At 74.1% G+C, this 26,468-nt stretch carries 25 protein-coding genes; 11 read left to right on the top strand and 14 right to left on the bottom strand.

What is annotated here, in order from left to right:
* Window positions 1-311: 311 nt before the first annotated feature.
* Window positions 312-1,124, bottom strand: a complete 813-nt coding sequence (locus tag BU198_RS05830) for a class I SAM-dependent methyltransferase (RefSeq protein ID WP_188295765.1) — start codon at window positions 1,122-1,124, stop codon at window positions 312-314.
* Between the two features lie 276 nt (window positions 1,125-1,400).
* On the opposite strand from BU198_RS05830, the gene BU198_RS05835 reads away from it, so the two are divergent.
* Window positions 1,401-1,859 (top strand): DinB family protein, encoded by a 459-nt coding sequence (locus BU198_RS05835; RefSeq protein ID WP_188295787.1) that lies wholly within the window; start codon window positions 1,401-1,403, stop codon window positions 1,857-1,859.
* Between the two features lie 59 nt (window positions 1,860-1,918).
* On the opposite strand, the gene BU198_RS05840 is transcribed toward BU198_RS05835, so the two are convergent.
* On the bottom strand, window positions 1,919-2,413 hold the full coding sequence (locus BU198_RS05840; protein WP_188295766.1) for an ATP-binding protein: 495 nt from the start codon (window positions 2,411-2,413) through the stop codon (window positions 1,919-1,921).
* A 207-nt stretch (window positions 2,414-2,620) separates the two neighbouring features.
* Complete coding sequence (locus BU198_RS05845; RefSeq protein WP_188295767.1) at window positions 2,621-4,270, bottom strand: CehA/McbA family metallohydrolase; 1,650 nt, start codon at window positions 4,268-4,270, stop codon at window positions 2,621-2,623.
* A 205-nt stretch (window positions 4,271-4,475) separates the two neighbouring features.
* Between BU198_RS05845 and BU198_RS05850 the strand changes: the two genes are divergently transcribed.
* The gene (locus BU198_RS05850; RefSeq protein WP_188295768.1) at window positions 4,476-5,405 is read left to right on the top strand and encodes a polysaccharide deacetylase family protein; all 930 of its coding nucleotides are present in this window, start codon (window positions 4,476-4,478) and stop codon (window positions 5,403-5,405) included.
* A gap of 81 nt (window positions 5,406-5,486) precedes the next feature.
* On the opposite strand, the gene BU198_RS05855 is transcribed toward BU198_RS05850, so the two are convergent.
* The 10 genes from BU198_RS05855 to BU198_RS05900 all read right to left on the bottom strand — a co-directional run bounded on the left by BU198_RS05855 (window position 5,487) and on the right by BU198_RS05900 (window position 17,186).
* Window positions 5,487-5,870, bottom strand: a complete 384-nt coding sequence (locus BU198_RS05855) for a barstar family protein (RefSeq protein ID WP_188295769.1) — start codon at window positions 5,868-5,870, stop codon at window positions 5,487-5,489.
* 61 nt (window positions 5,871-5,931) lie between these two features.
* The gene (locus BU198_RS05860) at window positions 5,932-6,585 is read right to left on the bottom strand and encodes a 4'-phosphopantetheinyl transferase (RefSeq protein ID WP_188295770.1); all 654 of its coding nucleotides are present in this window, start codon (window positions 6,583-6,585) and stop codon (window positions 5,932-5,934) included.
* A gap of 108 nt (window positions 6,586-6,693) precedes the next feature.
* A complete protein-coding gene (locus BU198_RS05865) occupies window positions 6,694-9,063 on the bottom strand; it encodes an arylsulfatase (RefSeq protein ID WP_188295771.1) in 2,370 nt (789 codons plus the stop codon).
* A gap of 36 nt (window positions 9,064-9,099) precedes the next feature.
* Window positions 9,100-10,710: an ABC transporter ATP-binding protein gene (locus tag BU198_RS05870; RefSeq protein WP_188295772.1), complete on the bottom strand. Its 1,611-nt coding sequence runs from the start codon at window positions 10,708-10,710 to the stop codon at window positions 9,100-9,102.
* A complete protein-coding gene (locus BU198_RS05875; protein WP_188295773.1) occupies window positions 10,707-11,555 on the bottom strand; it encodes an ABC transporter permease in 849 nt (282 codons plus the stop codon). Before BU198_RS05875 ends, BU198_RS05870 begins: the two co-directional genes overlap by 4 nt.
* A 4-nt stretch (window positions 11,556-11,559) precedes the next feature.
* On the bottom strand, window positions 11,560-12,504 hold the full coding sequence (locus BU198_RS05880; protein WP_188295774.1) for an ABC transporter permease: 945 nt from the start codon (window positions 12,502-12,504) through the stop codon (window positions 11,560-11,562).
* Window positions 12,505-12,524: 20 nt separating this feature from the next.
* Window positions 12,525-14,111 (bottom strand): ABC transporter substrate-binding protein, encoded by a 1,587-nt coding sequence (locus BU198_RS05885; protein ID WP_188295775.1) that lies wholly within the window; start codon window positions 14,109-14,111, stop codon window positions 12,525-12,527.
* Between the two features lie 43 nt (window positions 14,112-14,154).
* Window positions 14,155-15,384 (bottom strand): ROK family transcriptional regulator, encoded by a 1,230-nt coding sequence (locus BU198_RS05890; RefSeq protein ID WP_188295776.1) that lies wholly within the window; start codon window positions 15,382-15,384, stop codon window positions 14,155-14,157.
* A gap of 39 nt (window positions 15,385-15,423) precedes the next feature.
* The gene (locus tag BU198_RS05895; RefSeq protein ID WP_188295777.1) at window positions 15,424-16,380 is read right to left on the bottom strand and encodes a TauD/TfdA dioxygenase family protein; all 957 of its coding nucleotides are present in this window, start codon (window positions 16,378-16,380) and stop codon (window positions 15,424-15,426) included.
* A 599-nt stretch (window positions 16,381-16,979) separates the two neighbouring features.
* Window positions 16,980-17,186, bottom strand: a complete 207-nt coding sequence (locus BU198_RS05900; RefSeq protein ID WP_188295778.1) for a hypothetical protein — start codon at window positions 17,184-17,186, stop codon at window positions 16,980-16,982.
* A 266-nt stretch (window positions 17,187-17,452) separates the two neighbouring features.
* On the opposite strand from BU198_RS05900, the gene BU198_RS05905 reads away from it, so the two are divergent.
* Window positions 17,453-17,938, top strand: coding sequence for a cysteine/serine endopeptidase inhibitor (locus BU198_RS05905; RefSeq protein WP_188295779.1), 486 nt, complete (start codon window positions 17,453-17,455; stop codon window positions 17,936-17,938).
* A gap of 150 nt (window positions 17,939-18,088) precedes the next feature.
* Here the strand turns inward: BU198_RS05905 and BU198_RS05910 are convergent, their stop codons facing one another.
* Complete coding sequence (locus BU198_RS05910) at window positions 18,089-19,003, bottom strand: LysR family transcriptional regulator (protein ID WP_223243983.1); 915 nt, start codon at window positions 19,001-19,003, stop codon at window positions 18,089-18,091.
* 126 nt (window positions 19,004-19,129) lie between these two features.
* On the opposite strand from BU198_RS05910, the gene BU198_RS05915 reads away from it, so the two are divergent.
* The 8 genes from BU198_RS05915 to BU198_RS43730 all read left to right on the top strand — a co-directional run.
* Window positions 19,130-20,095 carry an FAD-dependent oxidoreductase gene (locus tag BU198_RS05915; RefSeq protein ID WP_188295780.1) on the top strand — a complete coding sequence of 322 codons (966 nt, stop codon included), beginning with the start codon at window positions 19,130-19,132 and terminating at the stop codon, window positions 20,093-20,095.
* A gap of 63 nt (window positions 20,096-20,158) precedes the next feature.
* Window positions 20,159-21,556, top strand: coding sequence for a hypothetical protein (locus BU198_RS05920; RefSeq protein ID WP_188295781.1), 1,398 nt, complete (start codon window positions 20,159-20,161; stop codon window positions 21,554-21,556).
* An 83-nt stretch (window positions 21,557-21,639) separates the two neighbouring features.
* Window positions 21,640-22,137 (top strand): flavoprotein, encoded by a 498-nt coding sequence (locus BU198_RS05925; RefSeq protein ID WP_188295782.1) that lies wholly within the window; start codon window positions 21,640-21,642, stop codon window positions 22,135-22,137.
* Between the two features lie 107 nt (window positions 22,138-22,244).
* Window positions 22,245-23,633, top strand: coding sequence for an NAD(P)/FAD-dependent oxidoreductase (locus BU198_RS05930; protein ID WP_188295783.1), 1,389 nt, complete (start codon window positions 22,245-22,247; stop codon window positions 23,631-23,633).
* A 133-nt stretch (window positions 23,634-23,766) separates the two neighbouring features.
* Window positions 23,767-24,261: a hypothetical protein gene (locus BU198_RS05935; RefSeq protein ID WP_188295784.1), complete on the top strand. Its 495-nt coding sequence runs from the start codon at window positions 23,767-23,769 to the stop codon at window positions 24,259-24,261.
* Between the two features lie 102 nt (window positions 24,262-24,363).
* Window positions 24,364-25,326 carry a DUF6528 family protein gene (locus tag BU198_RS05940; RefSeq protein ID WP_188295785.1) on the top strand — a complete coding sequence of 321 codons (963 nt, stop codon included), beginning with the start codon at window positions 24,364-24,366 and terminating at the stop codon, window positions 25,324-25,326.
* A gap of 371 nt (window positions 25,327-25,697) precedes the next feature.
* The gene (locus tag BU198_RS43725; protein ID WP_049657510.1) at window positions 25,698-25,895 is read left to right on the top strand and encodes a hypothetical protein; all 198 of its coding nucleotides are present in this window, start codon (window positions 25,698-25,700) and stop codon (window positions 25,893-25,895) included.
* The coding region (locus tag BU198_RS43730) for an acyl-CoA thioesterase (protein WP_188295786.1) at window positions 25,892-26,468 on the top strand (577 nt) is incomplete at its 3' end. The genes BU198_RS43725 and BU198_RS43730, both read left to right, overlap by 4 nt.

Genomic DNA, 26,468 nt, shown 5'->3' on the forward strand with positions numbered 1-26,468 from the left:
GCCGACGGCCTGCGGGCCGCGGGCTTCCGCACGACCGCACTCGCCGCCCTCGACGACGCGGCGGGCCACCTCCAGGTCGTGCGCGAGACCCCGGACGGCCCGCGCGCCGCCTCCGACCCGCGGGCCGACGGCTGACGGTTGCCGTCCGCACCACCGTGCGTGGCCCGGGCCGGCAACGCCATGGCCTCGCTCCATCGTCCAGGCCGAGCCCAGAGGAGGAGCCGGTCCTGTGTCTCTGGCGACAGCGGCGACGGCAACAACCGCTGGTCGGGCCGGTCCGCGGGTCGCGTGGACCGGCCCCGGGACCGGTGTCAGATGCGGATGGCGGTGAGGACGTGGTAGTCGAGGAGGCCGTCGCGCCAGGCGGGGAGGAAGTGGCGGGTCCAGTGGGCGGTGGGGACGGTGTCGGTGAGGTAGCGGTCGAGGCCTGGCCAGACGTCGGCGCCGATGGCTTCGGTGGTGATGTCGGTGAAGCCGTGGCGGGTGAGGTCGGCGGTGAAGTCGTCGAGGGGGTGGGCGACGTCGAGGCCGTCGGCGAAGCTGGCGAGGAGGATCTTGAGGCGTTCCTCGGCGTCGGGGCCGGGGGCGGTGAAGAAGGTGGTGACGACGAGGCGGCCGCCGGGGCGCAGGACGCGGGCGCTCTCGCGGGCGAAGCCGGTGAGTTCGCGGAAGTGCTGGGCGGCTTCGACGGAGAAGACGCCGTCCAGGTAGCCGTCGGAGAAGGGGAGTTCGTCCGCCGAGCCCAGGGTGTAGGCCAACCGATCGGGGTACGTCGCCAGGGCTCTCGCGTTGACGGCGCGGGCTCGTTCGATCTGGTCGGGGTGGATGTCCACGCCCGTCACCGCCGCGAACCGGAACTCCCGCAGGGCGAGGGCGGCTCCCAGTCCACGGCCGCAGCCGACCTCCGCCAGTCGCAGTCGTTGGCGCGGTTCGGGGAACTCCCGCAACGCCCGCCGGTAGAGCTGTTCCTGGCTGTGCACCCGGTCCTCGGGGGTCGGGGCGGTGAGGTCGATCCCCTGCCAGTAGCCGAAGTTGATGAAGCCTCCGGCGAACGACGGGGCGGTGCTGAGGTCGTCGGCGCCGTAGGTCTGGCGCACGGTCGGGGGGATGCGGTTGTGATCCATGGGCCGCTGGGTCTCCTGCTCGGTGGGCGCCCGGCGGTCGGGCGCGCCGAGGTACGTACCCAAACCTGTGGTGGTCCGAACACGGTACGTGATAAAGGGGTGTCCGCGGGACAGCGGGGAACGCTGCGACGCCCGGGGCGGGCCGGAAAATACCCGTCGGACCGGCCCGGTGGTCCGCTACAGTCCGCGGGGATTCCCGACCGGTACGAGGAGAACGACACCGTGAACGTCCCCGACGACCGTCCCGCCCCGCCGCTGACCGGCGGTGAGCGCGAGATGCTGCGCGGCTTCCTGGACTTCCACCGGGCGACCCTCGCCCTGAAGTGCGAGGGCCTGACCGACGAGCAGCTGCGCCTGCGCGCGAGCCCGCCCTCGACGCTCAGTCTGCTCGGGCTGGTCCGGCACATGGCGGAGGTCGAGCGCACCTGGTTCCGCCGGGTGATCGACGGTGAGGACCTGCCGCTGGTCTGGTCCGAGGACGGCGACTACCAGGCCGCGTACGACCCGGACGGCGCCACCCGGGCCGAGGCCTTCGACGCCTGGCGGGCCGAGGTCGGGCACTCCCGCCGGATCGAGCTCGCCGCGGACTCCCTCGACGTCACCGGTTACCAGGCCCGGTGGGACGCCGAGGTGTCGCTGCGGCTGGTGATGCTCCACCTGATCCACGAGTACGCCCGGCACAACGGGCACGCGGACTTCCTGCGGGAGGCGATCGACGGCACGGTGGGCGCGTGACCCGTGCCGACGACCCAGCCGACGGCCCGCGCCGGAGCGGGCGGCCGCCAGGGCGGCGCCTACCAGCCGAGCAGGTGGGTGCGGCGGGTGAGGGCGGCGAGGACGGAGACGGCGGTGGCCTCGGCGTCCAGGTCGGTGGTGTCGAGGATGTGGGGCGCGTCCTCGGCGGCCGGGCCGGGGTGGAGCACCACGTAGTGGAGGGCGGCGCCGGTGGTGCGGCTCTCGCGGCGGAAGGTGTCGAGGGCGCCCGGGACGGTGGGGGACTCCACCACGACCTGGTAGCCGCGGGTGGCGTAGGCGAAGGCGGCCTGGGCGGCGGCGGCCATCGCGGTGGCGTTCTGGCGGCCGGCCTCGGGCAGGTGGGGCGGGAGCTGGCCGCTGCGGATGACCCGCAGGAAGTCGTCCGTCCGCAGGTGGACGCTCGGGTTCAGCTCCCGGGCGAGCAGCTCCGCGACCGGGCTGTTCCCGGCCCCGGCCGGGTCGACGAGGACGAGGACGCCCCCGGCGCCCAGGCCGCCCCCGAGCTCCGGCCCACCTACGGTCGTACGGTTCACAGCTGCTGATCCCTTCGCGGGGCCGGGGTCGGACGGGTAGCCGGGGCGGGGCGGTCGGCGTGCGAACGGGCTGGTCGGCCCGGATCGGACAACCGACCGCCTCGTCCCTACGACTGATGCGTTTCGGGGTTCAACCTAGTCCAAACGGGTGGTCCGAGTCCTCCCCCGCCCGGGTTCCGGGCGGGTCGGCCGACCGGAAGGGGGTTGTCAGCGGCCCCCGGTGCTCAGCACGATCGGGTTGGTGAGCGCCGCCATCGGCCCCCAGGGCAGGTCGGGGCCCATCGCGTTGCCCTTGCCCGGGGTGCCGTCCGCCTTCGGGTGGCGCACCTCGGCCCGGACGTAGGCGGCGAGCGAGGCGGTGGTGCGCCAGACCACGGTGCCCGAGCCGTCGGCGGGCAGCGACTCCTGGTGCATCTGGCCCTCGTCGGTGAGCAGCCGGACCGTCCCGCCGGGCACGCCGGAGACGGTGACCCTGACGTCCAGCGGGGCGTCGGCCGGGACGGTCAGCTCCTCACCGATGCCCGCCTGGCGGCCGTTCCCGGTGACGGTGAACTCCAGCCCGACGGCGGAGGATTCGGCCAGCCAGCTGTGCCCGGCGCGCAGCCCGTCCAGGATCGCGTCCCGGGTGAGGTCCTCGGCCAGCACCACGGTGTGCGGGGAGCCGATCGGCTGCGGCTCGCTGTGGGCGTCGCTGTTGCCCAGGGCGGGCAGCCAGGAGCGGCCCTCGCGCAGGGCGACGGCGAGCCGGCCGTCCCAGGTGTCCACCGCCGACTCGTCGTCGTACGTCCAGGGGCCGTTCCACACCTCGACGGCGTCGGCCTGGTCGTAGCCGAACTTCCACTGGCAGGCGACGTACGGGCAGTACGGGTGCGCCGGCACCACCAGGCCGCCGGCGCGGTGGACCTGGCGGGCGAAGCGCGGGAACTCCTCGTCGCGCGAGCGGTAGCGCCAGTCGACGAACTGGCCGGGCTTCAGGCCGAGGGCCAGCCAGTGGCCGTTGCGGGTGGTGATCTCCTCGCCGGGGAGGATCAGCAGGTCGGGGCCGGCCAGCGGGCCCCAGGCGGCGTGCGAGGAGCTGGTGTTGTGGTCGGTCGAGACGATGAAGTCGAGGCCGGCCGCCCGGGCTCCGGCGGCCACCTCCTCGGGCTTGCGCCGCCCGTCGGAGTGGACGGTGTGCAGGTGGCAGTCGCCCCGGTACCAGGCGCGGCCGCGGCCGCGGGCCCGCTCCGCCGGGTAGTGCGGGGTGAACTGCGGCCCGGGCGCACCGGACCTGAGGGTGACCTCGACGTGGTAGTCCAGGCCCTGCGGGGCGATCTGGTAGGGGCCGAGGACCACGTGCCAGGTGCCGGGGTTGACCGGCCCGGGGAGGTAGCCGGGGGTCGCGGCGCCGCGGGAGAGGCTGAACTCGGTGCGGAAGCCGCCGGACCAGCCGCGGAAGCCGGGGCCGCCGAGGTCGGTGCCGCGCTCGTCGAAGATGCCGATGTCGCAGGAGTTGCCGGGGGTGCCGGCCGGGACCTGGGGCTTGTCGTAGCCGTAGGAGACGGCGATCTCGCGGATGCCCTCGGGGACTTCGACCGGGAGGTGGACGAAGTCGGGGGAGCCGGTGGGCAGGTGGCCGGTGAGGATGAGGGTGCGGTCGGCGGGAGCGCCGCCGGGTGAGCCGCCGGGGCCGTCGGCGGGGGTGGCGTGCGCCGGGCCGGTGGCGGCGGCGAGGCCGAGGGCGGTGGCGGCGCCGGTGGCGAGGCCGGTGCGGAGCAGGTCGCGGCGGGCGGGCCCGGTGACCGGCTGTGCGGCCGATGGGTCGCCGGGTCGGGGGGTCGGCTGGTCGGGTCGCGGGGCGCTGGGCTCGGTCGGCATCGGAGGCCTCCGGATCGGGACGGGCGGGTCGCTCGCGTGCCTACCCCGGTGGGTGAACCGGGGGTGAGTCGGGGCCCACGGGGACGGGGCGGGCCGGTGAAGAGGGACCCGGCGGGGGCGGGGGCGAGTTGCGGGGAGTGACGAATGGTCGGTTCATAGTCATGTCATCGGTTTATATGAGAAAGAGCGCGAACGGGAGACGAGCGTGTCGGTGAGTCGGCGGACGCTGCTGCTGGTGGTGGCCGGAGGAGCGCTGGCGGGGTGCCGGGCCGGGGCGGTGGGCGTCGGCTCGCCCTCGCCGTCGGTCTCCGCCGCGGCGGCCTCGGCGGTACCGTCCGCGGGGCCTGCGGAAGCCGCCGCGTCCGCGCTGAAGACGGCGCCGGAGACCACGCCGGAGACCACGCCGGAGCCCGCGCGGCAACCGCCGCACGAGCCGACCCGGGCCGAGCTGGTGGAGCGGTACGGCGCGCTGGCCCCGAGCGAGTGGGGGCTGGAGGTCTCCGGGGTGGTCACCGAGCTGCCGGAGGGCGAGAGCGCCACGGCGCTCACCTTCGACGCCTGCGGCGGCCCCGGCGGCAACGGCTACGACGCCGATCTGATCGACTTCCTGCGGGCGCACGAGGTGCCGGCCACGCTCTTCCTGAACGCCCGCTGGATCGACGCCAACCCGGACGAGTTCGAGGTGCTCGCCGCCGACCCGCTGTTCGAGATCGGCAACCACGGCACCGCCCACCGCCCGCTCTCGGTCACCGGCCGCTCCGCCTACGGCATCGCCGGCACCGACGGCGTCGGCGAGGTCTACGACGAGGTGGCGGGCAACGCCCACAAGCTCGCCGAGCTGCTCGGGCACCCGCCCCGGTTCTTCCGTTCCGGCACCGCGCACTACGACGACGTCGCCACCCGGGTGGTCGCCGACCTGGGCCAGCAGGTGGCCGGCTTCAGCGTGAACGGGGACGGCGGCGCGACGCTCCGGGCCGCCGAGGTGCGGCAGGAGGTCGGCTCGGCCCCGCCGGGCGCGATCGTGATCGGCCACCTGAACCACCCGGGCGGTGGCACCGCCCCCGGTGTGGCGGCGGCGGTGCCGGGGCTGCTGGCGGCCGGGCGGCGCTTCGTCCGGCTCTCGGACGTGTTGTGACCGGACGTGTTGTGACCGGACGTGTTGTGACCAGGGCGTGCCCCGGCCGCGCGTGAACCGGGTGCGCCGTCGCCGGGCGGCTCAGGCCAGCCGCAGGCCGCCCGGGTGCTCCTCCTCGATGATCCTGACCAGCCAGTCGAAGACCGTCGGCCCCCGGCCCGCCCTGGCGGCGCTCAGCTCGGCGGTGACGCGCTCGCGGTTGGCGGGGTGGGCGTGGGCCAGCCGCAGCTCCAGCCGGCGGACCGTCTCCGGGTAGCCGAGGTTGCGGCGGGAGACCTCGTGGTGGCGCCACTGGATGACCCAGTCCCCGTCCTCCGGCGTGCCGTAGCCGCCGCGCAGGCAGTCGGCGAAGGCGTCGAGGTTGCGGCCGAAGTAGCCGTCCACGCCGATGGTCCGCCCGACCACGTCCCAGAAGTCCTCCAGGGTCCTGATCTCGTTGCCGTCGATCACATAGGTCACCGTCACGGGGACGAGAATATGCGGCGGCGGTGAACGGCAGGGCCGGGAGGCGTCCGGGGGTGGTGCCTCAGAGGGCGACGGCGATCGCGGTGGCGAGCAGGCCGTCCCGCACGGCCCAGCGGCCGTCGAAGCCGTCGAGCTGCCGGCCGCCGACCACCGGTCCCGGGACCAGCAGCCGGGCGGTGAAGGTGCCGTCGGGGGAGAGGTCCAGCTCGGCCTCGCTGAAGTCCAGGAAGAGCCGGGTCAGCGGGAACCAGGCCTTGTACACCGACTCCTTGGCGCTGAACAGGATGCGGTCCCACGGGACGTCCGGGTGCTCGGCGGCGAGCTTGGCGAGGCGCTGCTGCTCGACCGGCAGCGCGATCGCCTCCTGGACGCCCTCGGGCAGCGGCAGCGCGGGCTCGGCGTCGATGCCGACGGAGGCGAGGGTGCCGGCCCTGGCCACGGCGGCCGCGCGGAAGCCGTCGCAGTGGGTGAGGCTACCGATCACGCCGTCCGGCCAGCTCGGCGCGCCGCGCAGGCCGGGGACGAGCGGGCGGTACGCGACGCCGAGCCGGCCGAGGGCGATCCGGGCGCAGTGCCGGACGGTGGTGTACTCGCGGCGGCGCTTGTCGACGGCCCGGGCGACGGCCTCCTCCTCCTCGGGCTCCAGCCGGGCCTCCGGCGGGTCGTCGTACGCCACCTCGGTCACCACGACGTCCGGCAGCAGGTCCTCGATCATCCGTTCCCCCCTGGGTCGGCCGCGCGGGCGGGTCGCCGCGCGGGACGAGGGTAACCCGGGTGGGCGGATCCTGGTGGGCGGATCGGGGGCCCGCCGCCGGACGGACGGCTACTCGAAGGCCGCCGCCGCCTCGCGCAGCGCCCGGGCGACGGTCTCCGGGTCGTACGGCGCGGGCTCGCCCGGCAGGTAGGTGACGGAGCGCAGGCCGCCGGTGTAGCGGAAGGACCGGTGCCGCTCGTGCACCGGCCAGGAGACCGGGGACTTGCGGTCGACGCCGACGCTGATGCCCTGGAACGGCGCCATGCCGATCAGCTGGTGGACCGGGCCGAGCCGGCCGCCCTCGGCGCCGTCCACCAGCAGCCGGAACTCCCACCTGAGGTCGGCGACCGCGGTGGCCTCCAGGGTGACCAGCCGGGCGCCGTCCGGCACCGGGCCGCCGTCGGCCTCCAGCAGCTCGCCGTACTGGTTGTAGGCGAGGCGCAGCCGGCCGTCCTCGACGTAGAGGCTGTAGCCGCCGCCCTGGTCGCCGTGCGAGACCAGGACGCCCTGGTCGCCCGCCCGGTAGCCGTCGAGCGCGGCCTCCACGGTGAAGGAGCGGAAGGAGACCAGCCGGGAGGAGCGGTAGCGTTCCAGCTCGGGGGTGCCGGCCAGCAGGGTGACCGGGCGGCGCAGCCGCTCCGCCTCCGGGCCGCGCAGGGCGAGGGCGCCGCTGCCGTCGGCCAGCGGGAAGACCCCGTCGCGCCAGGCGGCGGCTTCCCAAGCGGCGGACAACTCCTTGACGATATCCGGGTGTTCGGCGGCGAGGTCGTGGATCTCGGTGGGGTCGGTGCGCAGGTCGTACAGCGCCCACTCGCCGTCGTCGTACGGGGCGCCCGGGCGGTGCAGGGTGACCAGCTTCCAGCCGTCGCGGTAGTAGCTGCGGTTGCCGGTCATCTCGCAGTACTGCTCGTGGTGGGTGCCGGGCGCCGCTCCGTCGCGGAGCACGGAGGCGAAGCTGACGCCGTCCAGCTCCTGGACGGGCTGGGCGCGGCGCTCCGACGGCCGTTCCACGCCAGCGAGTTCGAGCAGGGTGGGCAGGATGTCGGTGACGTACTGGTACTGGGAGCGGACGCCGGTGTCGGACTCGGCGCGCGGCAGGCCGGCCGGCCAGGAGAGCACGAAGGGGACGCGGACGCCGCCCGCGTAGGTCTGGCCCTTGTAGAGGCGGAACGGGGTGTTGGAGGCCATGCCCCAGCCGCGCGGGTAGTGGACCAGGCTCCGCGGGCCGCCGATCAGGTCGATCTCGCGTGCGACGTCCGGGTTCCAGTCGGCCGGCAGGTTCGGGTGGTGGACGAAGCGGCTGAAGTAGCTGCGGGTGCCCTCGGCGCCGCCCTCGCCGGTGCCGCCGTTGTCGCTGGTGAACACGATGACGGTGTTGTCGAGTTCGCCGAGGGCGGCGAGGGTGTCGGTGAGCCGGCCGAGGTTCTGGTCGACGTTGTCGACCATCGCCGCGTACACCTCCATGTAGCGGGCGTACAACTTCTTCTGGACATCGGTGAGTTCGTCCCAGGGGCCGACCTCGTACCCGGCCTCGGAGTTGCGCTCGGGCAGTTCGGTGCCGGGCGGGAAGTGGCCGGCGGCCAGCTGGCGGGCGAAGCGGGCGCGGCGCAGTTCGTCCCAGCCGCCGTCGTAGCGGCCCCGGTGGCGGGCCAGGTCCTCGGGCTTGGCCTGGAGCGGGCCGTGCACGGCGTTGTGGGCGAGGTAGAGGAAGAAGGGCTTGTCGGCGTCGTGGGCGCGCAGCGACTTGACCATCCTGACGGCCTGGTCGGTGATGTCGTCGGTGTAGTAGTAGCCGTCGGGGAACTCGTCGATGTCCAGCGGGCTGTTGTCGCGGACGAGTTGGTGCGGGTGGAAGAGGCTGGTCAGGCCCTCCAGGACGCCGTAGTACTGGTCGAAGCCCTTCTGGAGCGGCCAGTTGGACCGGTCGTCGGCGGCGCCGGACGCGGAGTCCCTGGTGAGGTGCCACTTGCCGACCGCGTAGGTGGCGTACCCGGCGTCGTGCAGCAGTTCGGCCAGGGTGGGGATGTCCCCGGCGACCTCCATGCCGTAGCCGGGGAAGCCGGGGTCGGCGTTGGCGACGAAGGAGTAGCCGACCCGGTGCGGGTTGAGGCCGGTGAGCAGGGCCGCCCGGGCGGGGGAGCAGAGCGGCATGGTGTGGTAGTTGGCGAGCCGGACGCCGGTGGCGGCGAGGCGGTCCAGGGTGGGGGTGGGGATCTCGGCGCCGAACGGGCCGATGTCGCTGTAGCCCATGTCGTCGATCAGGACGACCACGACGTTGGGCGCGCCCTCGCGCGGGCGGACCCGCTGCGGCCAGGCGGGGACGGACTCGGCGAAGGTGCGGCCGACGGTGCCGGGGAAGCCGGCGTACGGGTCGCGGCGGTGTGGGTCCGGCTCTGGGCGGTTCGGGGCGGGGCGGTCCGGCTCGGGTGCGGTGCTCATCGGGTGCTCCGGTGGGTGGCTCGGGCGGGTGGCTGGTCAGCGGGCGGCGGCCGGAGCGGGCTCCAGGCCCGGCACGGCGGCCAGCAGTTCGGCGGTGTACGGGTGTTCGGGCGCGGTGACGACCCGGTCGGCCGGGCCGGTCTCGACGATCCGGCCGCGGTGCATCACCGCGATCCGGTGGCTGACCCGGCGGACCACCGCCAGGTCGTGGGCGATGAACAGGACGGCCAGGCCGAGTTCGCGCTGGAGCCGGGCGATCAGCTCGATCACCTGGGCCTGCACCGAGACGTCCAGTGCGGACACCGGTTCGTCGCAGATCAGCACGCGCGGCTCGGGCGCCAACGCCCTGGCGATGCCAATGCGTTGGCGCTGGCCGCCGGAGAAGGCGGGTGGGTGGCGGTCGGCTGTGGCCGGGTCCAGCCCGACCTGCTCCAGCAGTTCGGCGACCCGGGCGGCGCGCTGCTCCCGGTCGCCGAGGCGGTGGGCGATCAGCGGTTCGGCGATGATCTGCCCGGCGGTCATCCGGGGGTTGAGCGAGGAGTACGGGTCCTGGAAGACCAGTTGGACCTCGCGGTGCGGCCCGCCGGGGCGTGCCCCGCGGCCGAGTTCCTCGCCGTCGAAGCGGATGCTGCCGCCGGACGGCGCGTGCGCCTGGACCAGCGCCCTGGCCAGGGTGGACTTGCCGGAGCCGGACTCGCCGACCAGGCCCAGCGTCTCGCCCGGATGCAGGTCGAGGTCGACGCCGTGCAGTGCGGTGACGGCGCGCCGCCGGGAACCGTACGTCTTGGTCAGGCCGCGGACGGTGAGCAGCGGCCGGGCCCCGGGGGTGCTGTTGGCGGCGGCCCTGGAGGGCTCCGTGAGGCGCGGTACGGCGGCCAGCAGCTCCCGGGTGTACGGGTGTTGTGGCCGGGACAGCACCTCGGCGGTGGTGCCCCGCTCGACCACCCGGCCGTGCCGCATGACCAGCAGCCGGCGGCAGGTCCTGGCGATCACGCCGAGGTCGTGGCTGATCACCACCAGCGCGGTGCCGGTCTTCCGGTTGATCCGGGCCAGCAGGTTCAGGATCTGCTGCTGGACGGTCGGGTCGAGGGCGGTGGTCGGCTCGTCGGCGACCAGCACCTCGGCGTCGTGGGCCAGCGCGAGGGCGATCATGATGCGCTGGCGCTGGCCGCCGGAGAACTGGTGCGGGTGGTCGCGCAGCCTTCCGGCGGCGTCCGGGATGCCGACCAGGTCGAGCAACTCGGCTGCCCTGGCCTGCCGTTCGGCCTTCCGCACCCGGTCGCCGTGGGCGCGCAGCGCCTCGTCCAGCTGGCGGCCGACGGTGAGCACGGGGTTGAGCGAGGACATCGGGTCCTGGAAGACCATGGCGATCCGCCGGCCGCGCAGGGCGCGCAGCGCGTCCTCGGGAAGGGCGGCGAGGTCCTGCCCGGCGAGTTCGACCGAGCCGCCGGTGATCCGGCCGCCGGGCGGCAGCATCCGCAGCAGGGCCAGCGCGGTGGTGGACTTGCCGGAGCCGGACTCGCCGACGATGCCCAGGGTGTCGCCGGCGGCGAGGTCGAAGCCGACGCCGTCGACGGCGGCGTCGCCCGGGGTGCGGGCGTCGCCGAACCGTACGGTGAGGTCGGTGACGCGGAGCACGGTGGTCATCGGCGGATCCCCCGGTTCAGGGCCTCGGCGATCAGCGTGAAGCCGAGCACCAGCGCGGTGGTGGCGGCCAGCGGGGCGGCCGCGAAGGTCGGATGGGTGGCCAGGTAGGCGACGGACTGGCTGAGGATGCTGCCCAGGGTGGGCTCCGGCGGGCGGACCCCGAGGCCGAGGAAGCTCATCGCGCCCTCGATGAACACGCCGAGCGAGAGCGCCACGGCGGTCTGCACGATCAGCGGGTCGACGGCGTTGGGCAGTACGTGCCGCAGCAGCACCCGGGCCCGGGAGGCGCCGCCGATCCGGGCCGCCAGGGCGTACTCGCGCTCCCGCTGGACCAGGATGCCGGCCCGCAACTGCCGCCCGAAGCCGGGGATCTCGGCCAGTGCGATGACGATCACCACCGGCCAGCGGCCGGGGCCGAGGACGGCGGTCACGGCCAGGGCGAGGATCAGCCCGGGGAAGGCGAGCAGCAGGTCGAAGGCCCGCTGCACGGCGAGGTCGGTCCACCGGGAGGTGGCCGCGAGCAGGGCGGCGGAGCAGCCGAGCAGTGCGCCGGCCGGGACGGCGGTGACGATCAGTGCGAGGTCGGTGCCGATGCCGTGCAGCACCCGGCTGTACAGGTCGCGGCCCAGGTCGTCGGTGCCGAAGGGGTGTCCGGCGCTGGGGCCGGCCAGGGCGAGGGCGCTCTGGGCGTTCGGGTCGGTGCCGGTGAGCAGCGGCGCGAACAGCCCGGCCAGGGCGACCACACCGACCAGGGCGAGCCCGGCCAGGCCGCGCGGGCTGAGCAGCGCGGTGCGGTAACGCCCGCGCGGTGCCGCGGACTTGAGGGGAAGGGTGGCGGTGGTCATCGGGTCACTCCCAGCGGATCCGGGGGTCGAGCCAGGTGTAGGCCAGGTCGGTGAGCAGTTGGACGGCCACGTAGACCGCGACCACGAGCAGCAGCAGGTCCTGCACCACCGGGTAGTCCCGGCGCACCACGCCCTGCTCGATCAGCTGGCCGAGGCCGGGCCAGGCGAAGATCCGCTCCACCAGGACGGCCCCGGCGATGAGGTGGCCGATCTGGAGGCCGAGGACGGTGACGGCGGAGGGCAGTGCGTTGGGCAGGGCGTGCAGCCAGACGATCCGCCGCCGGGAGACGCCGAGCGCGGTCGCGGTGCGGACGTAGTCCTCGGCGAGGGCGCGTTCGATGCCGTCCCTGAGGTAGCGGGCCAGCACGGCGGCGCTGGGCAGGGCCAGGCAGACGGCGGGCATCGCCAGGTACTGGACGGCCAGGTCCGGTTCGGCCAGCAGGGACTCGTGCCCGCCGGCCGGGAGCAGTTCGAAGGAGACGGCGAACAGCAGGACCAGCAGCACGCCGGTGACGAACGGCGGGATCGCCAGCACTCCGGTGGTGACGGCCTGGACCGCGGCGGCGACCGGGCGGCGCCTGGTGGTGGCACCAGCCACGGCCAGCGGCAATGCGATCAGTACCACCAGCAGCAGGGCGCCGAGGGTGAGTTGGGCGGTGGCGCCGAGGCCGTTGCCGATCAGGTCGGAGACCTGGCCGCCGATCGCGTAGCTCGGCCCGAGGTCGCCGGTCAGCACTCGGCCGAGCCAGCTCGCGTACTGCCCGAACAGTGGCTGGTCGAGCCCGAGCTGGTTCCGGATGGCCTCGACGGTGGCGGGGGTGGCGTCCGGTCCGGCGAGCGTGGTGGCCGGGTCGCCGGGGATCAGCCGGAGGATGAGGAAGACCAGGAAGGAGGCGAGGACCAGGACGAGCAGTCCGCTGGGGAGGCGTTTCAGGAGAAAGGTGCGCATGGGGTTCCGGGCCGTCCTGCTCAGGCCGTGAGGTAGGCGTCGTCGAGGTTGAGGTAGCCGAACTTGTTGAGCGTGACGCCCCGGGCCGGCTGGCCCGCGACCTCGACCAGTCCGGCGATGGCGAGGTCGATCACGAACTCCTCGTCCAGCAGCACGTCGGTGATCTGCCGGTAGAGCGCCCTGGCCTCGGGGCTGTCGCTGTCGCTGCGGTTCCAGGCCCGCCGCACCACGTCGGTGTAGTCGGGGGAGCCGAAGCGCGAGCTGTTCTTGGCCTCGTTGAAGGGGTAGGCGCTCACCGCGAGGGTCGCGGGCTGGAGCTGGGCGAAGCCGTGGCTGAGCGTCCACAGGGCGGGCATGGACTGGGAGATCAGCTGCTTCTGCATGGTCGGCGGGTCGGCGGGCTGGAGCACGGTGTCGATGCCGACCTGCTGGAGGTCGTACTGGAGGATCTGCGCGATCGCGGTCGACCCGGCATCGTTGGAGTGGCCGAAGGGCAGGGTGATGTGCTCCGCGCCGGCCTCGCTGAGCAGTGCCCGGGCCCGCTCCGGGTCGTGCCGGTAGTGGGTGGCGCCGGCCTCGGTGTAGGCCGGGGAAGACTTGGGCCAGGGCACCGAGGAGACGGTGCCGTAGCCTCCGAGGGCCTGCTGGACGAGGCGGTCGCGGTCGACGGCCCAGGCGATGGCCTGGCGGACGCGCTTGTCGCGGACGTGCTCGGCGGTGACGTCGACGCCGATGTAGTGGGCGCCGGCACCGGTGTCGTACTGCCTGATCCGGAACTGGGGGTCGGTGCGCAGGGCCGCGACGTCCTTGCCGCGGATGTTGTAGGACAGGTGGGTCTGGCCGGTCCTGAGCGAGGACAGCAGCGACTCGGCCTGCGGGATGATCCGGATCTCGACGCCGTCGAGGTGGGGGCGGCCGGGGTTCCAGTAGTGCTCGTTGCGGGCGAAGGTGAGCGAGGAGCCCGGCTTGCGCCCGGTGAGGGTGAACGGCCCCGTGCCGATCAGCCCGGTGCCCGCGACGGCGTCCTCGATGGTGGCCGCGTCCGGGATGATCATGAACTCGAAGAGGTCGAAGAGGTTGCTCACCGGGTGTGCGAGCACCAGGGTCAGCTCGAAGTCGCCGTTCCTGCGGAAGTCGGTGACGGCGGCGGCGGTGGAGCGCAACTGGGCCGAGCGGGCGGGGTTCTGGAGGTTCCTGACGGCGAAGACCACGTCGTCGGCGGTGAACCGGCGGCCGCTGTGGAACAGCACGTCCTCGCGCAGCCTGAGCGTGACGCTCAGGCCGTCCGGGGCGACCTCCCAGGCGGTGGCCAGCTCGGGCTGCGGCTGGAGCCGGTCGTCGTACCTGGTGAGGGTGTTGAACGCGAGCCGCTGGACCAGGGTGTTGGCGCTCACGGCGAACAGCAGGCTCGGGGTGACGTCGACGCCGGTCGAGACGGTCAGCACACCGCCCCGGCGCGGGGATCCGGCGTCCACGGCGTCGGCGGCGTTCCTGGCGTGCTCGACGGCGGACCGGCAGCTCGCGAGCGTCAGCAGGCCGGCACCGGCGAGTCCCGCGCGCAGCAGGGCGCGGCGGCTCGGGGCGGGGGGACGGGGGAGCGCGGTCATGGGGGTCCTTCGGGGACGGGGAGCTTGCGAGGAGGTGCGGGGCTCACGGGCGGGGCGCGGCGGCGAGTGCGTGGACCGGCCGGGCGTACAGCTCGCCCAGCACCGGCGCCCCGGCGGCCACGGCCAGCACGTCCCGGCCGCGCCGCTGGGTGATCAGCAGGCCGGCGTCCCGGTGCAGGTGCGAGCGGAGTGCGAACTCGGCCCGGACGACGTCGAGATGGGCCGGATCGAGGGCGGTGAAGTGCTCGGTCAGCACCACCAGGTCGGGGTTGACCACGTCGGCGAGCAGGGCGAGCGCCCGGCCGATGATCAGGGCCCGGTTGCGGACCAGCCGCCCGGCCGCCGGGTCGCCCCGTCGGACGGCGGCGGCCAGCTGGGCCCGGTCCGGTCCCGCGGTGATCCCGGCGGCGGCGGCCGCCGCGAACAGCGTGGTGTCCGAGGCGGCCACCGAGAGACAGCCGAGCCGGCCGCAGTGGCAGCGCTCCCGGCTGTCCGCGTCAGGATCGGTGACCGTACCCGAGACCGGGAGGTGGCCGAGGTCGCCGGTGACCGAGGGCGGGCCCAGGTGGACCGTGCCCGCGACCGCCAGCGCCGCGTCCACCACGTGGCCGACGAACAGCTGCACCATGCTGCGGCGGGCCGCCGGGTGGCCGAACAGGATCTCGGCCAGGGTGAGCGCCCGAGCGTGGTTGTCCACCTGGACGGGCAGTGCGGTGGCATCCGCCAGCAGCGCGCTGAGCGGCAAGTCACGCCACTCCAGCGGATCGTGACGAATGATCAGGCCGCGTTGCGGATCGACCGAGCCGCCGGTGACGGCGCCCAGCCCGACCACCGTACGGTCGCCGCGCAGCCTGTCGAGCAGCCGGGGCAGCCGGGCGAGCAGCGGCCTCAGCAGGCCGGGCCCGGTCCGGCCGTGGTTGGGGACCTCCTTGCGCACCAGGACCCGGCCGCGCAGGTCGAGCAGCGCGACGGTGGTGAACGGCAGGCCGATGTGCAGCCCGGCCACGGCGAGCCGGTCCGGGTCGAGGTCGAGCGGGAGCTGGGGGCGGCCCGGCGCGCGGGTGCCGGGGCCCGCCGGCTCCGGCCGCTCGTGCAGGAGTCCGAGCCGGACCAGGTCCACCGTCTGGCGGGAGACGGCCGAGGCGCTGAGGCCGGTGAGCGCGGCGACCCGGCTGCGGGCGATCGGCCCGTGGTCGAGCACCGTGCGCAGGACGGCGGCGGCGTTGGCGTCCCGGCGGTCGTCGCCGGAGCGCGGGGCGGTGGACGTGGTCACGGGTGTCGTTCCTGCCGTCGGGTGTCCGTGGGCCCCGGGTCAGCCGGCCGCTTCGAGCTCCTCGGCGGGCACCAGACCGGGCACCCGCGGCGGGTCGGCGGGCTCCAGCAGCCGGCTCGGGGTGCCGTCCACGCCGACCGGCAGGTCGCCGTCCAGGGTGATCCGGCGCACCAGGCGCGGCTCGTCGCCGTAGTCGGCGACCGCGTAGTGCTGGGTGGCGCGGTTGTCCCAGATCGCCACGTCGCCGACCTGCCAGTCCCAGCGGACGGTGTTCTCCAGCCGCTCCACGTAGCGCTGGAAGAGGTCGATCAGCGCCTTGCTGTCGTCGCCCGAGAGGAGCTGGATGCGCTGGGCGAAGGCACCCAGCAGCAGGGTCTTCTCGCCGGTCACCGGGTGGACCCGGACCACGGGGTGCTCGGTCTTGAACGCGGTGGAGACGAACACCTCCCGGAACAGCTTGGCGACCTCGACGTTGTCCGCCAGCTCGGGGCGCAGGGCGAGCCGGGCGGCGTAGTCGTAGTCGTTGGTGTGGACGGCGCGCAGGCTCTCGGCGAGCGTCTTCAGCGGGGCGGGCAGGTCCCGGTAGGCGGCCGCGGTGTTGGCCCAGACGGTGCTGCCGCCGGCCGGCGGGACCTCCAGGGAACGCAGGATCGAGGCCTTGGGGTAGGACGGGACGAAGGTGACGTCGGTGTGCCAGTTGTTGGCGCGCACGCCCTTGGTGGCGTCCAGCTCGAAGATGTAGCGGCCGTCCGCGCTGGGCACGGTGGGGTGGCCGACGGGCCGGCCGAGCAGCCGGGCGAAGGCCTCCTGCCCGGCGTCGTCCAGGTGCTGCTGGCCGCGGAAGAAGAGCACCTTGTGCTCGTACAGGGCGGCCTCCAGGGCGGCGACGGTCTCGGCGGGGAGGTCGCCGCCGAGGCGTATGTCGTGCACGATCGCGCCGATCCGGCCGGCGACGGGGGTGAGGCGGAGCGTGGTCGGGGTGGTGACGGTGGTCATGGCGGGGCCCTTTCGGGGTGGGTGCGGTGGCTGGGGTGACGTTTGGTGACGTGACGGTGCGTGACAGCGGGAGGGAGCGCGGACGGGCGTCCGGGCAGCTGTGGGCGTACGGCTCCACGGGGCCGCGACGCGGCGTGGGGTGCGGTGCGGGGGTGTGGCGGTCCGCTTCGGCGGACGGTCAGCGGGCGAGCGCGCCGCGACGACAGCGGCGCGGGCGGCGACAGGGGACGGGGCGGACGACGGTGTGCATCGGCCCTCCTTCCGGGTCGCTGGGCGCGGGCTCTGGCCTCATCGTGCTGAACCGAACCGGGCCCTGTCAATCGTCATCTCTGCTGGTGGGAAAGGGTGTTGCCGCTTCGTTTCGGCCGCTTGCGGCCCCTTGCGCCGTGTTGCGGCCGATGGCGGGGGGATGGCGGGCGCGCTGCGGGCGGACGTTCGGCCTTGTGGCCGGGGCACCGGGTTACTAATTTTCGGAGCGCAAGTAATCCGGGCCGGCGCGGGAGGTTCCCGCGCCGGGGCCGACGGCTGCCCGGATTCCGGTGCGACTGCCGCTGCGGCTGTGACGTTCGGTCACCGTGGTGCGGGTGCGGGTGCGGGTGCTACTGCGCGAGCAGGCGGGCGAAGTCCAGCCCGAGGCTGCCGAGGACGGGCAGCGCGCCGAGGTCGGTGACGCCGGCGACCGGGATGCTGTAGCCCTGGTTCACCACGGGGGGTGCCGCGTCGGCGGTGGCGGGTGCGGCGCTGGCGGGTGCGGCGGTCGAGAACAGGGCGGTGCCGAGGAGCAGGGCGACGAGCGAGGTGCGCATCTGAGGAGGCCTCCGGAGTGGCTCGGGTGACGGCCTGTCAACACCCTCCGTGCCGGAGCGGTCACGCATCATCGCCCCTTCGGCCGTATTGGTAAAGATCCTTGCTTTGTGTTCATGCCAACATCGTGGAGGTCTGGACCACCGCGCGGGCAGCCGCATACGTTCCCTCTACAAGGGTGGGCATTCGATCGGCGAACTGACGTGCTGATATGGCGACTTGCGCCTGTCATGCCCATGATCGCAAATTCGACCGGAGGGACCGAACCATGCGTGTCATCGGCAAGAACCTCAGGATCCTCGCGGGCGCCCCGCTCGCCGCGGCCGCCCTCATCGCCCTCACCGCCGGCTCCGCCAGCGCCGCGATACCGATCAACCAGCCCATGAGCGGCAAGGCCACCTACTACAACGACGCCGGTTACGGTGCCTGCGGCACCCAGATCAACGCCGCCACCCAGATGCTGGTCGCCGTCTCCCACACCTGGTGGACCACCGCCAACCCGAACAACGACCCGGTCTGCAAGGGCATCTCGGTCAAGGTCACCTACCAGGGCAAGACCATCACCGTCCCGGTGAGGGACCAGTGTCCCTCCTGCGACTCCACCCACATCGACCTCAGCCAGCCCGCCTTCGCCAAGCTGGCCCCGCTGGACAAGGGCGTCATCACCGGCCTGAGCTGGCAGTTCGTCAAGACCGCCCTGAACGGCCGGACCGTCGAGCTCTCCGCCCCGATCACCGGCTCCACCATCGGCTGAGGCCGGACGCGGCGAACGGCTCCGCGCCCGGCGACGGTGTCCGGCGACCCGCCCCGGCGACCGTGCCCGCACCTGACGGCCGGTCCGCCGCCCTGACGGCCGTGCCCGCCCCCGCGGCATGACGGGGCCGGGCACGGTCGCCGTACGGAATCACGGCCGCCCGTTGCCCGGCGGCACCCCCGGCCCGACGAGCGGCGGCACCATCGCCAGCAGCAGCTGGACGGCCGGGGGCGCGGTCCGCGGATGGTGGGCGAGCCCCAGGGTGACGGTCGGCACCGGAGCCGTGAGCCGGCGCAGGCAGACGCCGGGAATCCGGAACACCCGGGCCCGTCCCTCGGGGATCGGCGCGATGCCGTATCCCGCCGCCACCGCCAACAGCAGCTGCTCGTCGTCCGGCTCCTCCCGGACGATCCGCGGCGACCCTCCGGGCCACAGCTGCCCGGTGATCAGCGCGTGCATCCCGGGCCCGTTCTCGCGCGGCCACAGCACCACCGGCTCGTCGGCGATCCGGTGCCGGCCGATCCGGGCCCGGGTGCGGGCGAGCGGATGGCCCGCCGGAACGGCGAGCAGCAGTTCCTCCTCGGCGATGATCCGGCAGTCGAGCCCGGGGACGTCGAGCGGCGGCCGGACGAACGCCGCGTCCAGCCGCCCGGCGAGCAGCTCGGCGACGCTGTGCGACGTCCAGCCGGTCTGCAACGCCACGTCCAGCCGGGGATACCGGTTGCGGAACTCCGTCACCAGGGCGTCGCAGACCCCGCCCCGGGCGGAACGGGTGTACGCCACCCGCAGCCGTCCCTCCCGCCCCTGGACCACCGCCGCGATCCGCTCCCCGGCCTCCGCGACCTCCCGCAGCACCCGCCGGGCCTCCTCGGCGACCGCCCGCCCGACCGGGGTCAGCGCGCAGCCTTTGCTGGTGCGTTCGACCAGCTGCGCGCCGAGCTGCCGCTCCAGCGCCTTGATCTGTTGACTGAGCGCCGGCTGCGCCACGTGTAGCCGGCGGGCGGCCCGGGTGAAGTTCAACTCCTCAGCCAGCACGGAGAAGTAGCGCATGCGGCGCAGATCCATCCGGTGATGATAAGGCCGGCTTATCGCCTCGGGACAGAACCGGTCTTGGACGGCTCCCGGTGCGACCGGCTTTCCTGGAGGTGGCCGCCGACACCCGGTGGGCGGCCCTCGGAGGAGGAGTTCGCGATGGTGGATGGTGTGGCGGACGTCGTCGTGGTCGGCGGCGGGATCATCGGGCTCACCACGGCGATCCGCTTGCAGGAGAGAGGCCGTCGGGTCGTCGTGGTGACGGCCGACGGTCTGCTGTCGACGACCTCGGCCACGGCCGCGGCCGTCTGGTTCCCGGTCGCCACGGGCACCGACAGCCGGGTCGCCGACTGGTCCGCGACGGCCTTCGCCGAGTTCGCCCGCCAGGCGCGGGACGGCGTGCCCGGCGTCTCGATGCGCAGCACCCGCATGCCGGCGCACGAGCGGCAGTCGGAGGGCCTGCCCTGGTGGGGCGCCGCCGTCCCCGACCTGCGCCCGCTGACCGCCGCCGAACGCGGACCGGACTGCGCGGGCGGCTGGTCGTTCACGGCCCCCGCCGTCGAGATGCCGCTCTACCTGCCCTGGCTGCTCGGCCGGTTCACCGACAACGGGGGCGAGATCGTCCACCGCCGCCTCGACACCCTCGGCCGGGCCGGGGACTGGGCGCCCGTGGTGGTCAACGCCACCGGACTCGGCGCCCGGCGGCTCTGCGACGACCAGGCCGTCCACCCGGTGCGCGGCCAGCTCGTCCTGGTCCGCAACCCCGGACTGCCCAGCTCGACCCGTATCCAGGACGACCCGGCCGGCTACACCTACATCCACCCCCGCAGCACCGACGTCGTCCTCGGCGGCACCTTCGAGGAGGACGACTGGAACACCACGCCCGACCCGGCCACGGCCGAGGCCATCCTCGCCCGTTGCACGGCCCACGTCCCCGCACTGCGCGAGGCCCGCGTCCTCCGCCACGCCGTCGGCCTGCGACCCGCCCGCCACGGCGGCCCCCGCCTCGAAGCGGACCCGGACGGCCGCATCGTCCACAACTACGGCCACGGCGGCGCGGGCGTCACCCTCAGCTGGGGCTGCGCCGACACCGCCGCCGAACTGGTGGTCACGGCGGCGGGCTGAGTTCGCCACGGTAGCGTGACCGTCCCCGATCCGCATCATCAACTTCGTTCCTCCGGAGGAACATTGGCCTCGATCACGCTCGACGCCGAGCGCCGCGTCCACACGGATGCCGGGCGCGTCCGGGTCGCCGCCGTGGACGCGCTGCGCTCGCTCGGCTTCCAGATCACCTCGGAGATGGCCACCGTGGTCGAGGCCCGGCGCGGCTCCGCCGTCCGCTCCGCGATGCTCCTGCCCGACCAGGTGCCGCTCGCGGCGCGCCTCCACGTCGCACCCGATGGCAGCGACCACACCTCGGTGTCCCTGCACCTGGCCGACCGGGCGATCTCGGTCGTCGCGCTGGGCATCCAGGACCCCTGCCTGGCCGCCTTCCGGACGACACTGCTCGCCCTCGACCGGGCCCTCACCGGCCTCGACCCGGCGGCCGGGGCGGCCGGCTTCCCCCAGCCCCGCTGGTGGTCCCGGGCACCCAGGGCCGACACCCTGGCCCGGCACCACGAGGCCGGCCGGCGCCTTGTCGGCGGCGTCGCCGCCCGCGTCAACGAGCGGCTGGCCGGCGGGCGCCGCAGCGCCGGCCCGTCCCTGTGGGAGGGCATCGACCGGATCGTCTTCCGCTCCCCGGCCGGCTTCCACACGATGGACATGGCCACCGCCCGCACCCTGCTGGCGATCCCGGTGATGATCGGCAGCAGGCCGGCCGGCGTGCCCGACCAACTGGCGTCCGACGTCAGGCGGTTGGCGGCGGTGGTGGAGGGGCGCCTCAGTGCGGGCGGCCTCGGCTCGGTGGAGGTGGCGGTCGCGGAGGCGGACCGCCCGGCCTTCGAGTTCCTGCACCGCCAGTTCGGCATCCGCTCCCGCCTGCCCGTCCGCACGCTCTGCACCTGCCGGGCCTGCCGGCAGACCAAGGTCGTGAACCTGGACCTCAAACGGCTGCGGCAGCGGAAGAACCGCCTCAGGACGATCGCCTCGGTGATGCAGACGACGTACGAGAAGGACGGCGACCCCAATCCCTTCCTGATCTTCGGGTCGATCTTCCAACAGGCCAGGATCGACCCGGACTTCGTCTGCTCGCGCTGCGAGAGCACCGCCGCCGACGAGCAGCCGGTGACCTTCTGCCCGCAGTGCGGCGACATGCGCACCGAGTCCGTCCTGGACACCTGCTCCGAGTGCGGCCACGACTTCGTGGCCCTCGCCCCGGACCTACCCGTCTGGGACACCACACCCCCGCCCCCGCTCACCCCGCCACCCCCGCCGCCGCCCGTCGTGCCCCCGATGCCCACGGCACCGCCGGCACCTGGCATCGCCGACCCCCGGCCCGGCTGCGGCATCTGCGGAGGTGACTACGCCGTGCTCTGGTCCGTCCAGATCCTCGACGGCCCCCACCCGAGACCGCTCACCGTCTGCGCCACGACGCCCCGTTGCTCCCCACCGTCGATCGCCCCGCCGGTCCGGATCAGGACCTGAGGGCGGCCGGCGGAGCGAGCGGACCAAGCGGGCAGCTTACTGTTCTGGGGTCCGAAGGCGGGTCCGAGAATGGGGAATCCAGGATGTCCGAGGCCAGGAAGCCGGTGTTGTACGTCGTGGTGTGCGCGGCGGGAGTCGCGGGTGGCGTCGGGGAGTTGATCTCCGCGGCCCAGGCGCAGGGCTGGGACGTCGGGGTGGTGGCGACGCCGAACGCCATGGCGCTCGTCGACGCCGACGCGATCGTCGCGCAGACGGGGCATCCGATCCGTTCGGCCTGGCGGAAGCCGGGGGAGCCCAGGCCGCTGCCCGGTCCGGACGCGATCGTCGTCTCGCCGGCCACCTTCAACTCCGTCAACAAGTGGGCCCTCGGCATCTCGGACACCCTCGCCCTCGGCATCCTCTGCGAGTCGTACGGCTGGGGCGTCCCGGTCGCCGTGCAGCCCTGTCTGAGCGCGGCGCAGGCGGCGCATCCGGCGTACGCGGACAGCCTGGCGAAGCTGCGGCGGATGGGGGTGCGGATCGCGGACTTCACGCCGGGCTCCTACGACTGGACGCGGGCCCTGGAGCTGCTGCGGATCTGACAGGGTGGCCGGCCGGGACCAGTGATCCTTGCAGGGTGGAGGGTGGCCCCCGGCGCGCCCGCGGAGGTAGCGTCCGGGCAGGTCAGCGAGGGCGTGGGAGGTTTCCGGTGGCGGCGGTCAACGGCGAGGTGTCGTTCTGGTACGCGGCGGACGGGGTGCCCGAGCCGGGCCCGGGGCTGCCGGGGAGCCGCGACGTCGACGTGTGCGTCGTCGGCGGCGGGTACACCGGGCTCTGGACCGCCTACTACCTCAAGAAGGCCGACCCCGCCCTCCGGATCGCCGTCCTCGAACAGCGCTTCTGCGGCTACGGAGCCTCGGGCCGCAACGGCGGTTGGCTGTACAACGGCTTCGCGGGCCGCGGCGCGTTCGCCGAGAGGTACGGGCAGCAGCGCGCGGTGGCGATGCAGCGGGTGATGGACGAGGCGGTCGGGGAGGTCGTCGACATCGCCGCCGCCGAACGGATCGAGGCGGACATCGTCCGCGGCGGCGTGCTGGAAGTCGCCCGCAACAAGCCGCAGCTGGAGCGCCTGCACGCGTTCGTCGAGGACGAACGGGCCTACGGCGAGGGCCGCGTCGAGCTGCTCGGCGCCAGGGAGGCCGCCGAGCGGATCAACGTCGCCGGAACCCTCGGCGGCTGCTGGACCCCGTACGGTGCCCGCATCCAGCCCGCCAAGCTCGTCCGCGGCCTCGCCCGCACGGTGCGCGAGCTGGGTGTCGAGGTGTACGAGGGGACGGCCGTCAGCGCCGTCCTGCCCGGCACCGGCCACCGCAGGCCCCGCGCCGTCACCCCGTACGGCACCGTCACCGCCGACCACGTGCTGCGCGCCACCGAGGGGTTCACCGCGGCGCTGCGCGGCGAGAAGCGCACGTGGCTGCCGATGAACTCGGCGATGGTCGCCACCGAGCCGCTGCCCGCGGAGTTCTGGGCGGAGGCCGGCTGGCAGGGCCAGGAGGTGCTGGGCGACTTCGCGCACGCCTACATGTACGCGCAGCGCACCGCCGACGACCGGATCGCACTCGGCGGGCGCGGTGTGCCGTACCGGTTCGGCTCGCGGACGGACTCGGACGGCAGCACCCAGGCGGAGACGGTGCGACAGCTCCGCCGGATCCTGAACGGCTTCTTCCCGGCCGCCGCGCACGTCCGGATCGACCACGCCTGGGCGGGCGTGCTCGGCGTGCCCAGGGACTGGTGCTCCACGGTGGACCTGGACCGGGCGAGCGGGCTCGGCTGGGCGGGCGGGTACGTCGGCAGCGGGGTGACCACCGCCAACCTGGCCGGCCGCACCCTGCGGGACCTGGTGCTCGGCCGCGACACCGAGCTGACCCGGCTGCCCTGGGTGGGCCACACCGTACGGCGCTGGGAGCCGGAACCGCTGCGCTGGCTGGGCGTGCACGCGATGTACGCCGCGTACCACGCCGCCGACCGCCAGGAGGCGGCGGGCCGGGCCACGGCCTCGCCGATCGCCCGGGTCGCGGACTTCGTCTCCGGACGCTGAACCTTCGCGCGCTGAGCCCCCGAACGCCGAACGCCGAACGACGGCTGCCGGTGTTCGGCGGCCGGCATGCCGGCAGGCGTCTCCGGCCGTGTCGGGGTGGCCACCGGTGCGGCCGGCACGCCAGGATGTGCGGGTGACGGCGAACAGGGCGGATCTGCTGACGGTCTTGCGCGAACTCGACGACCCGGAGTGGCTGGAGTGGCCGGCGGACTACGACCGCGGCGCGACCGCCGTCCTGTTCCGCGGCCTCGTGGCCCGCCTGGAGGCGGACTTCTCAACCGGGTGCGGAGCCGAACAGGACACCCAGGACTCCAGCGAGTTCGGGCGGGTCACCGTGCCCGCGGAAGCCACCGCGTGCGGCACCCGGATCGTCGTCTGCGTGAGCAAGTTCGGCTCCCTCGCGCTGGTTTGCGCCGACAATCCCGGAGCCTTCCTCGGCACCGAGGAGGCCCGGGCGGAAGGGGAACTGGATGCTGCCGACCTCGCGACCGTGTGCCGGGCACTGGTCGGGCTCGGGTACACGGTCGTTCCGGAGGAACTCCTGGAGGAGGACTACGCCGGGCCGAGCCGGCCGCCCCGGCACGTCGAGCGGCCCACCTGGTGGCACCGCTTCTACGGGACGTACTGACGGACGCAGGCCGGAGACCGGTCGCGCCTGCCGCCGCCGTGGCGATCGGCCGTTCGGACGTGCCGCCGAGCGGAGCGGGTCCGGAGCGCCGACGGTGAAGGCGTGCTGAGGAGAACACTGCCGGCCCTCGCGGTCGCCCTGCTGCTCTGCGTGCCCGGGAGCGGCGCGTGGGCCAGGTCGCCGGGCTGGCAGGTGGCGGTCGTGGACCAGGCCTCGCGCAGCGTGCTGGTGTTGCAGAGCGCCGAGGAGCTGATGGCCTATCGCGGGCCGGACCGGTTGCCGGTGGTCTGGGGCTGGAGTGCCGACCGGGCACCGGAGTTGGCGGATCTGACGCCCGCGCGCAGCTGGACGAACCCGGACGAGGCGAAGTCCCGGTTCCGGCAGGGGCGGCGCTATCTGCTGACGACCGCCTCCGGCGGGCTGGCCGCCGCCGTGGAGGTCGTCACCGGCCGTGTCCACTGGGCGGCGGACCTGGGGCCGGCCGTCAACCCGCACAGCATCGAGCTGCTGCCGGACGGCAACGTGGCGGTGGCCGCGAGCGCGGGCGGCTGGGTGCGGCTGTACGCGGCCTCGCAGGGGCCGCGGGCCGCGGCGTTCGCGGAGTTCCGGCTGCCCGGTGCGCACGGGGTGCACTGGGACGGGCGGAGCGGCCTGCTGTGGGTGCTCGGCGACACGGCGTTGACGGCGCTGCGGGTCGGCGGCACCCCCGCCGCGCCCACCCTCACGGTGGCGCGGAGCAGTGCGCTGCCCGGCAGCGGCGGGCACGACCTGGCCGCCGTGTTGGGGGATCCCGGGCGGTTCTGGGTGACCACCCTGGCGGGGCTGTGGCGCTACGACCCGGCGGCCGACCGCTTCTCCGCCGTGCACCTGGCCGATCCGGCCGCCGAGCGGGACCTGAAGAGCGTGGGCGACGAGCCCGGGACGGGCCGGCTGCTCACGGTGGCGCCCGAGCACACGGCGCCGTGCGACTGGTGCACGTCGGTGATCACCCTGCACCGCCCGGAGGGCACGCGGTCGCTGCGCGGCACGCACCTGTACAAGGCGAGGTGGTGGAGTGGCTGGTAGCAGACTTCGGACCCCGGGGAGTCGATCGTGGGGCGCGCGTCGGAGATACCACCCGAACTGCGGACGGCATCCGGCTGATGGGGCATATTGTGTGCCCCGACAAACTACTCCGATGGAGGTCAGTTTTCCGTCGCGGTCCACAAACCATCCGTCGACCCCGTTCGGCTGGGATAGCGTCGTGGGGTCGGGGGGTCGACACCGATCCGGTGTATTCGAACGCTAGTTACTGGGCCGTAATGGCCGAATGAGTCATGGAGAAAAACATGCGGAATTTCCCTGCGGAAAACCGGCCGGACGGAGTCGACGACCTTCAGCTCGCGATGGAGTCACTGGCCGCCTTCCCGTCCCGGAATGCAGGGAGCGGGGCGGATGTGACCGAGCGGCTCGCGGCCGTCCACGACTTGTGCCGGGCCGTCGACGCGGTGCTGGACAGCCTGGTCGTCCAGGCGGCCGCCGAAGCGGCCGAGGAGGGCTGGACCGCGGCCCGGATGGCGGCCGAACACTCCGGCTACTACGCCAGGTTGCAGCGCGCGCTGCTCCCCGCCGGTGCCGGGCTGACCAGGCAGTGAACGCGGTGCAGCCGGGCGCGCACGTGCTGTCCTGCCCCACCCGGTGGAGCGACGTCGACGAGAACGGGCACATCAACAACGCCCGTCTGGTCGGCTACGTCCAGGAGGGGATTCACGACCTGTTCCGCCACCACGCGACCGCCGTGCGGGAGGCCCTGTTCCCGGCCGGATTCCTTATCGCGCGGCACGAGATCGATTACCTGGAACAGCTGCACCACCGGCCCGAGCCGCTCTCGGTGCGGCTCACCGTGGAGCGGCTCGGGCGCAGTTCCGTGCAGGTCGAGGTGAATGTCTGCCGGGATCGGCTCACCTTTATGCGGGCGCGGACCGTGGTGGTCGCGAGGGACCGCGAATCCGGCCGCTCGCGCGCGCTGAGCCCGGCCGAACGGCGATTCCTCTCGGCGTTCATGGCGGACGCGGCCCGCGCCCAGGCGGCCCTGGCGGCCACCACGGTGACCGCGGCGACGACCGTGACCACCGGTTCGACGGTGACCGCGCCCCCGGCCGTGACGGCCGCCGCCGTGGCCGTGACCGCCGCCGTGACCGCTGCCGCCGCGGCCGTGACCACGGCGG

This window comes from Streptomyces sp. CBMA156, from assembly GCF_014596515.1.
Taxonomy (GTDB): domain Bacteria; phylum Actinomycetota; class Actinomycetes; order Streptomycetales; family Streptomycetaceae; genus Kitasatospora.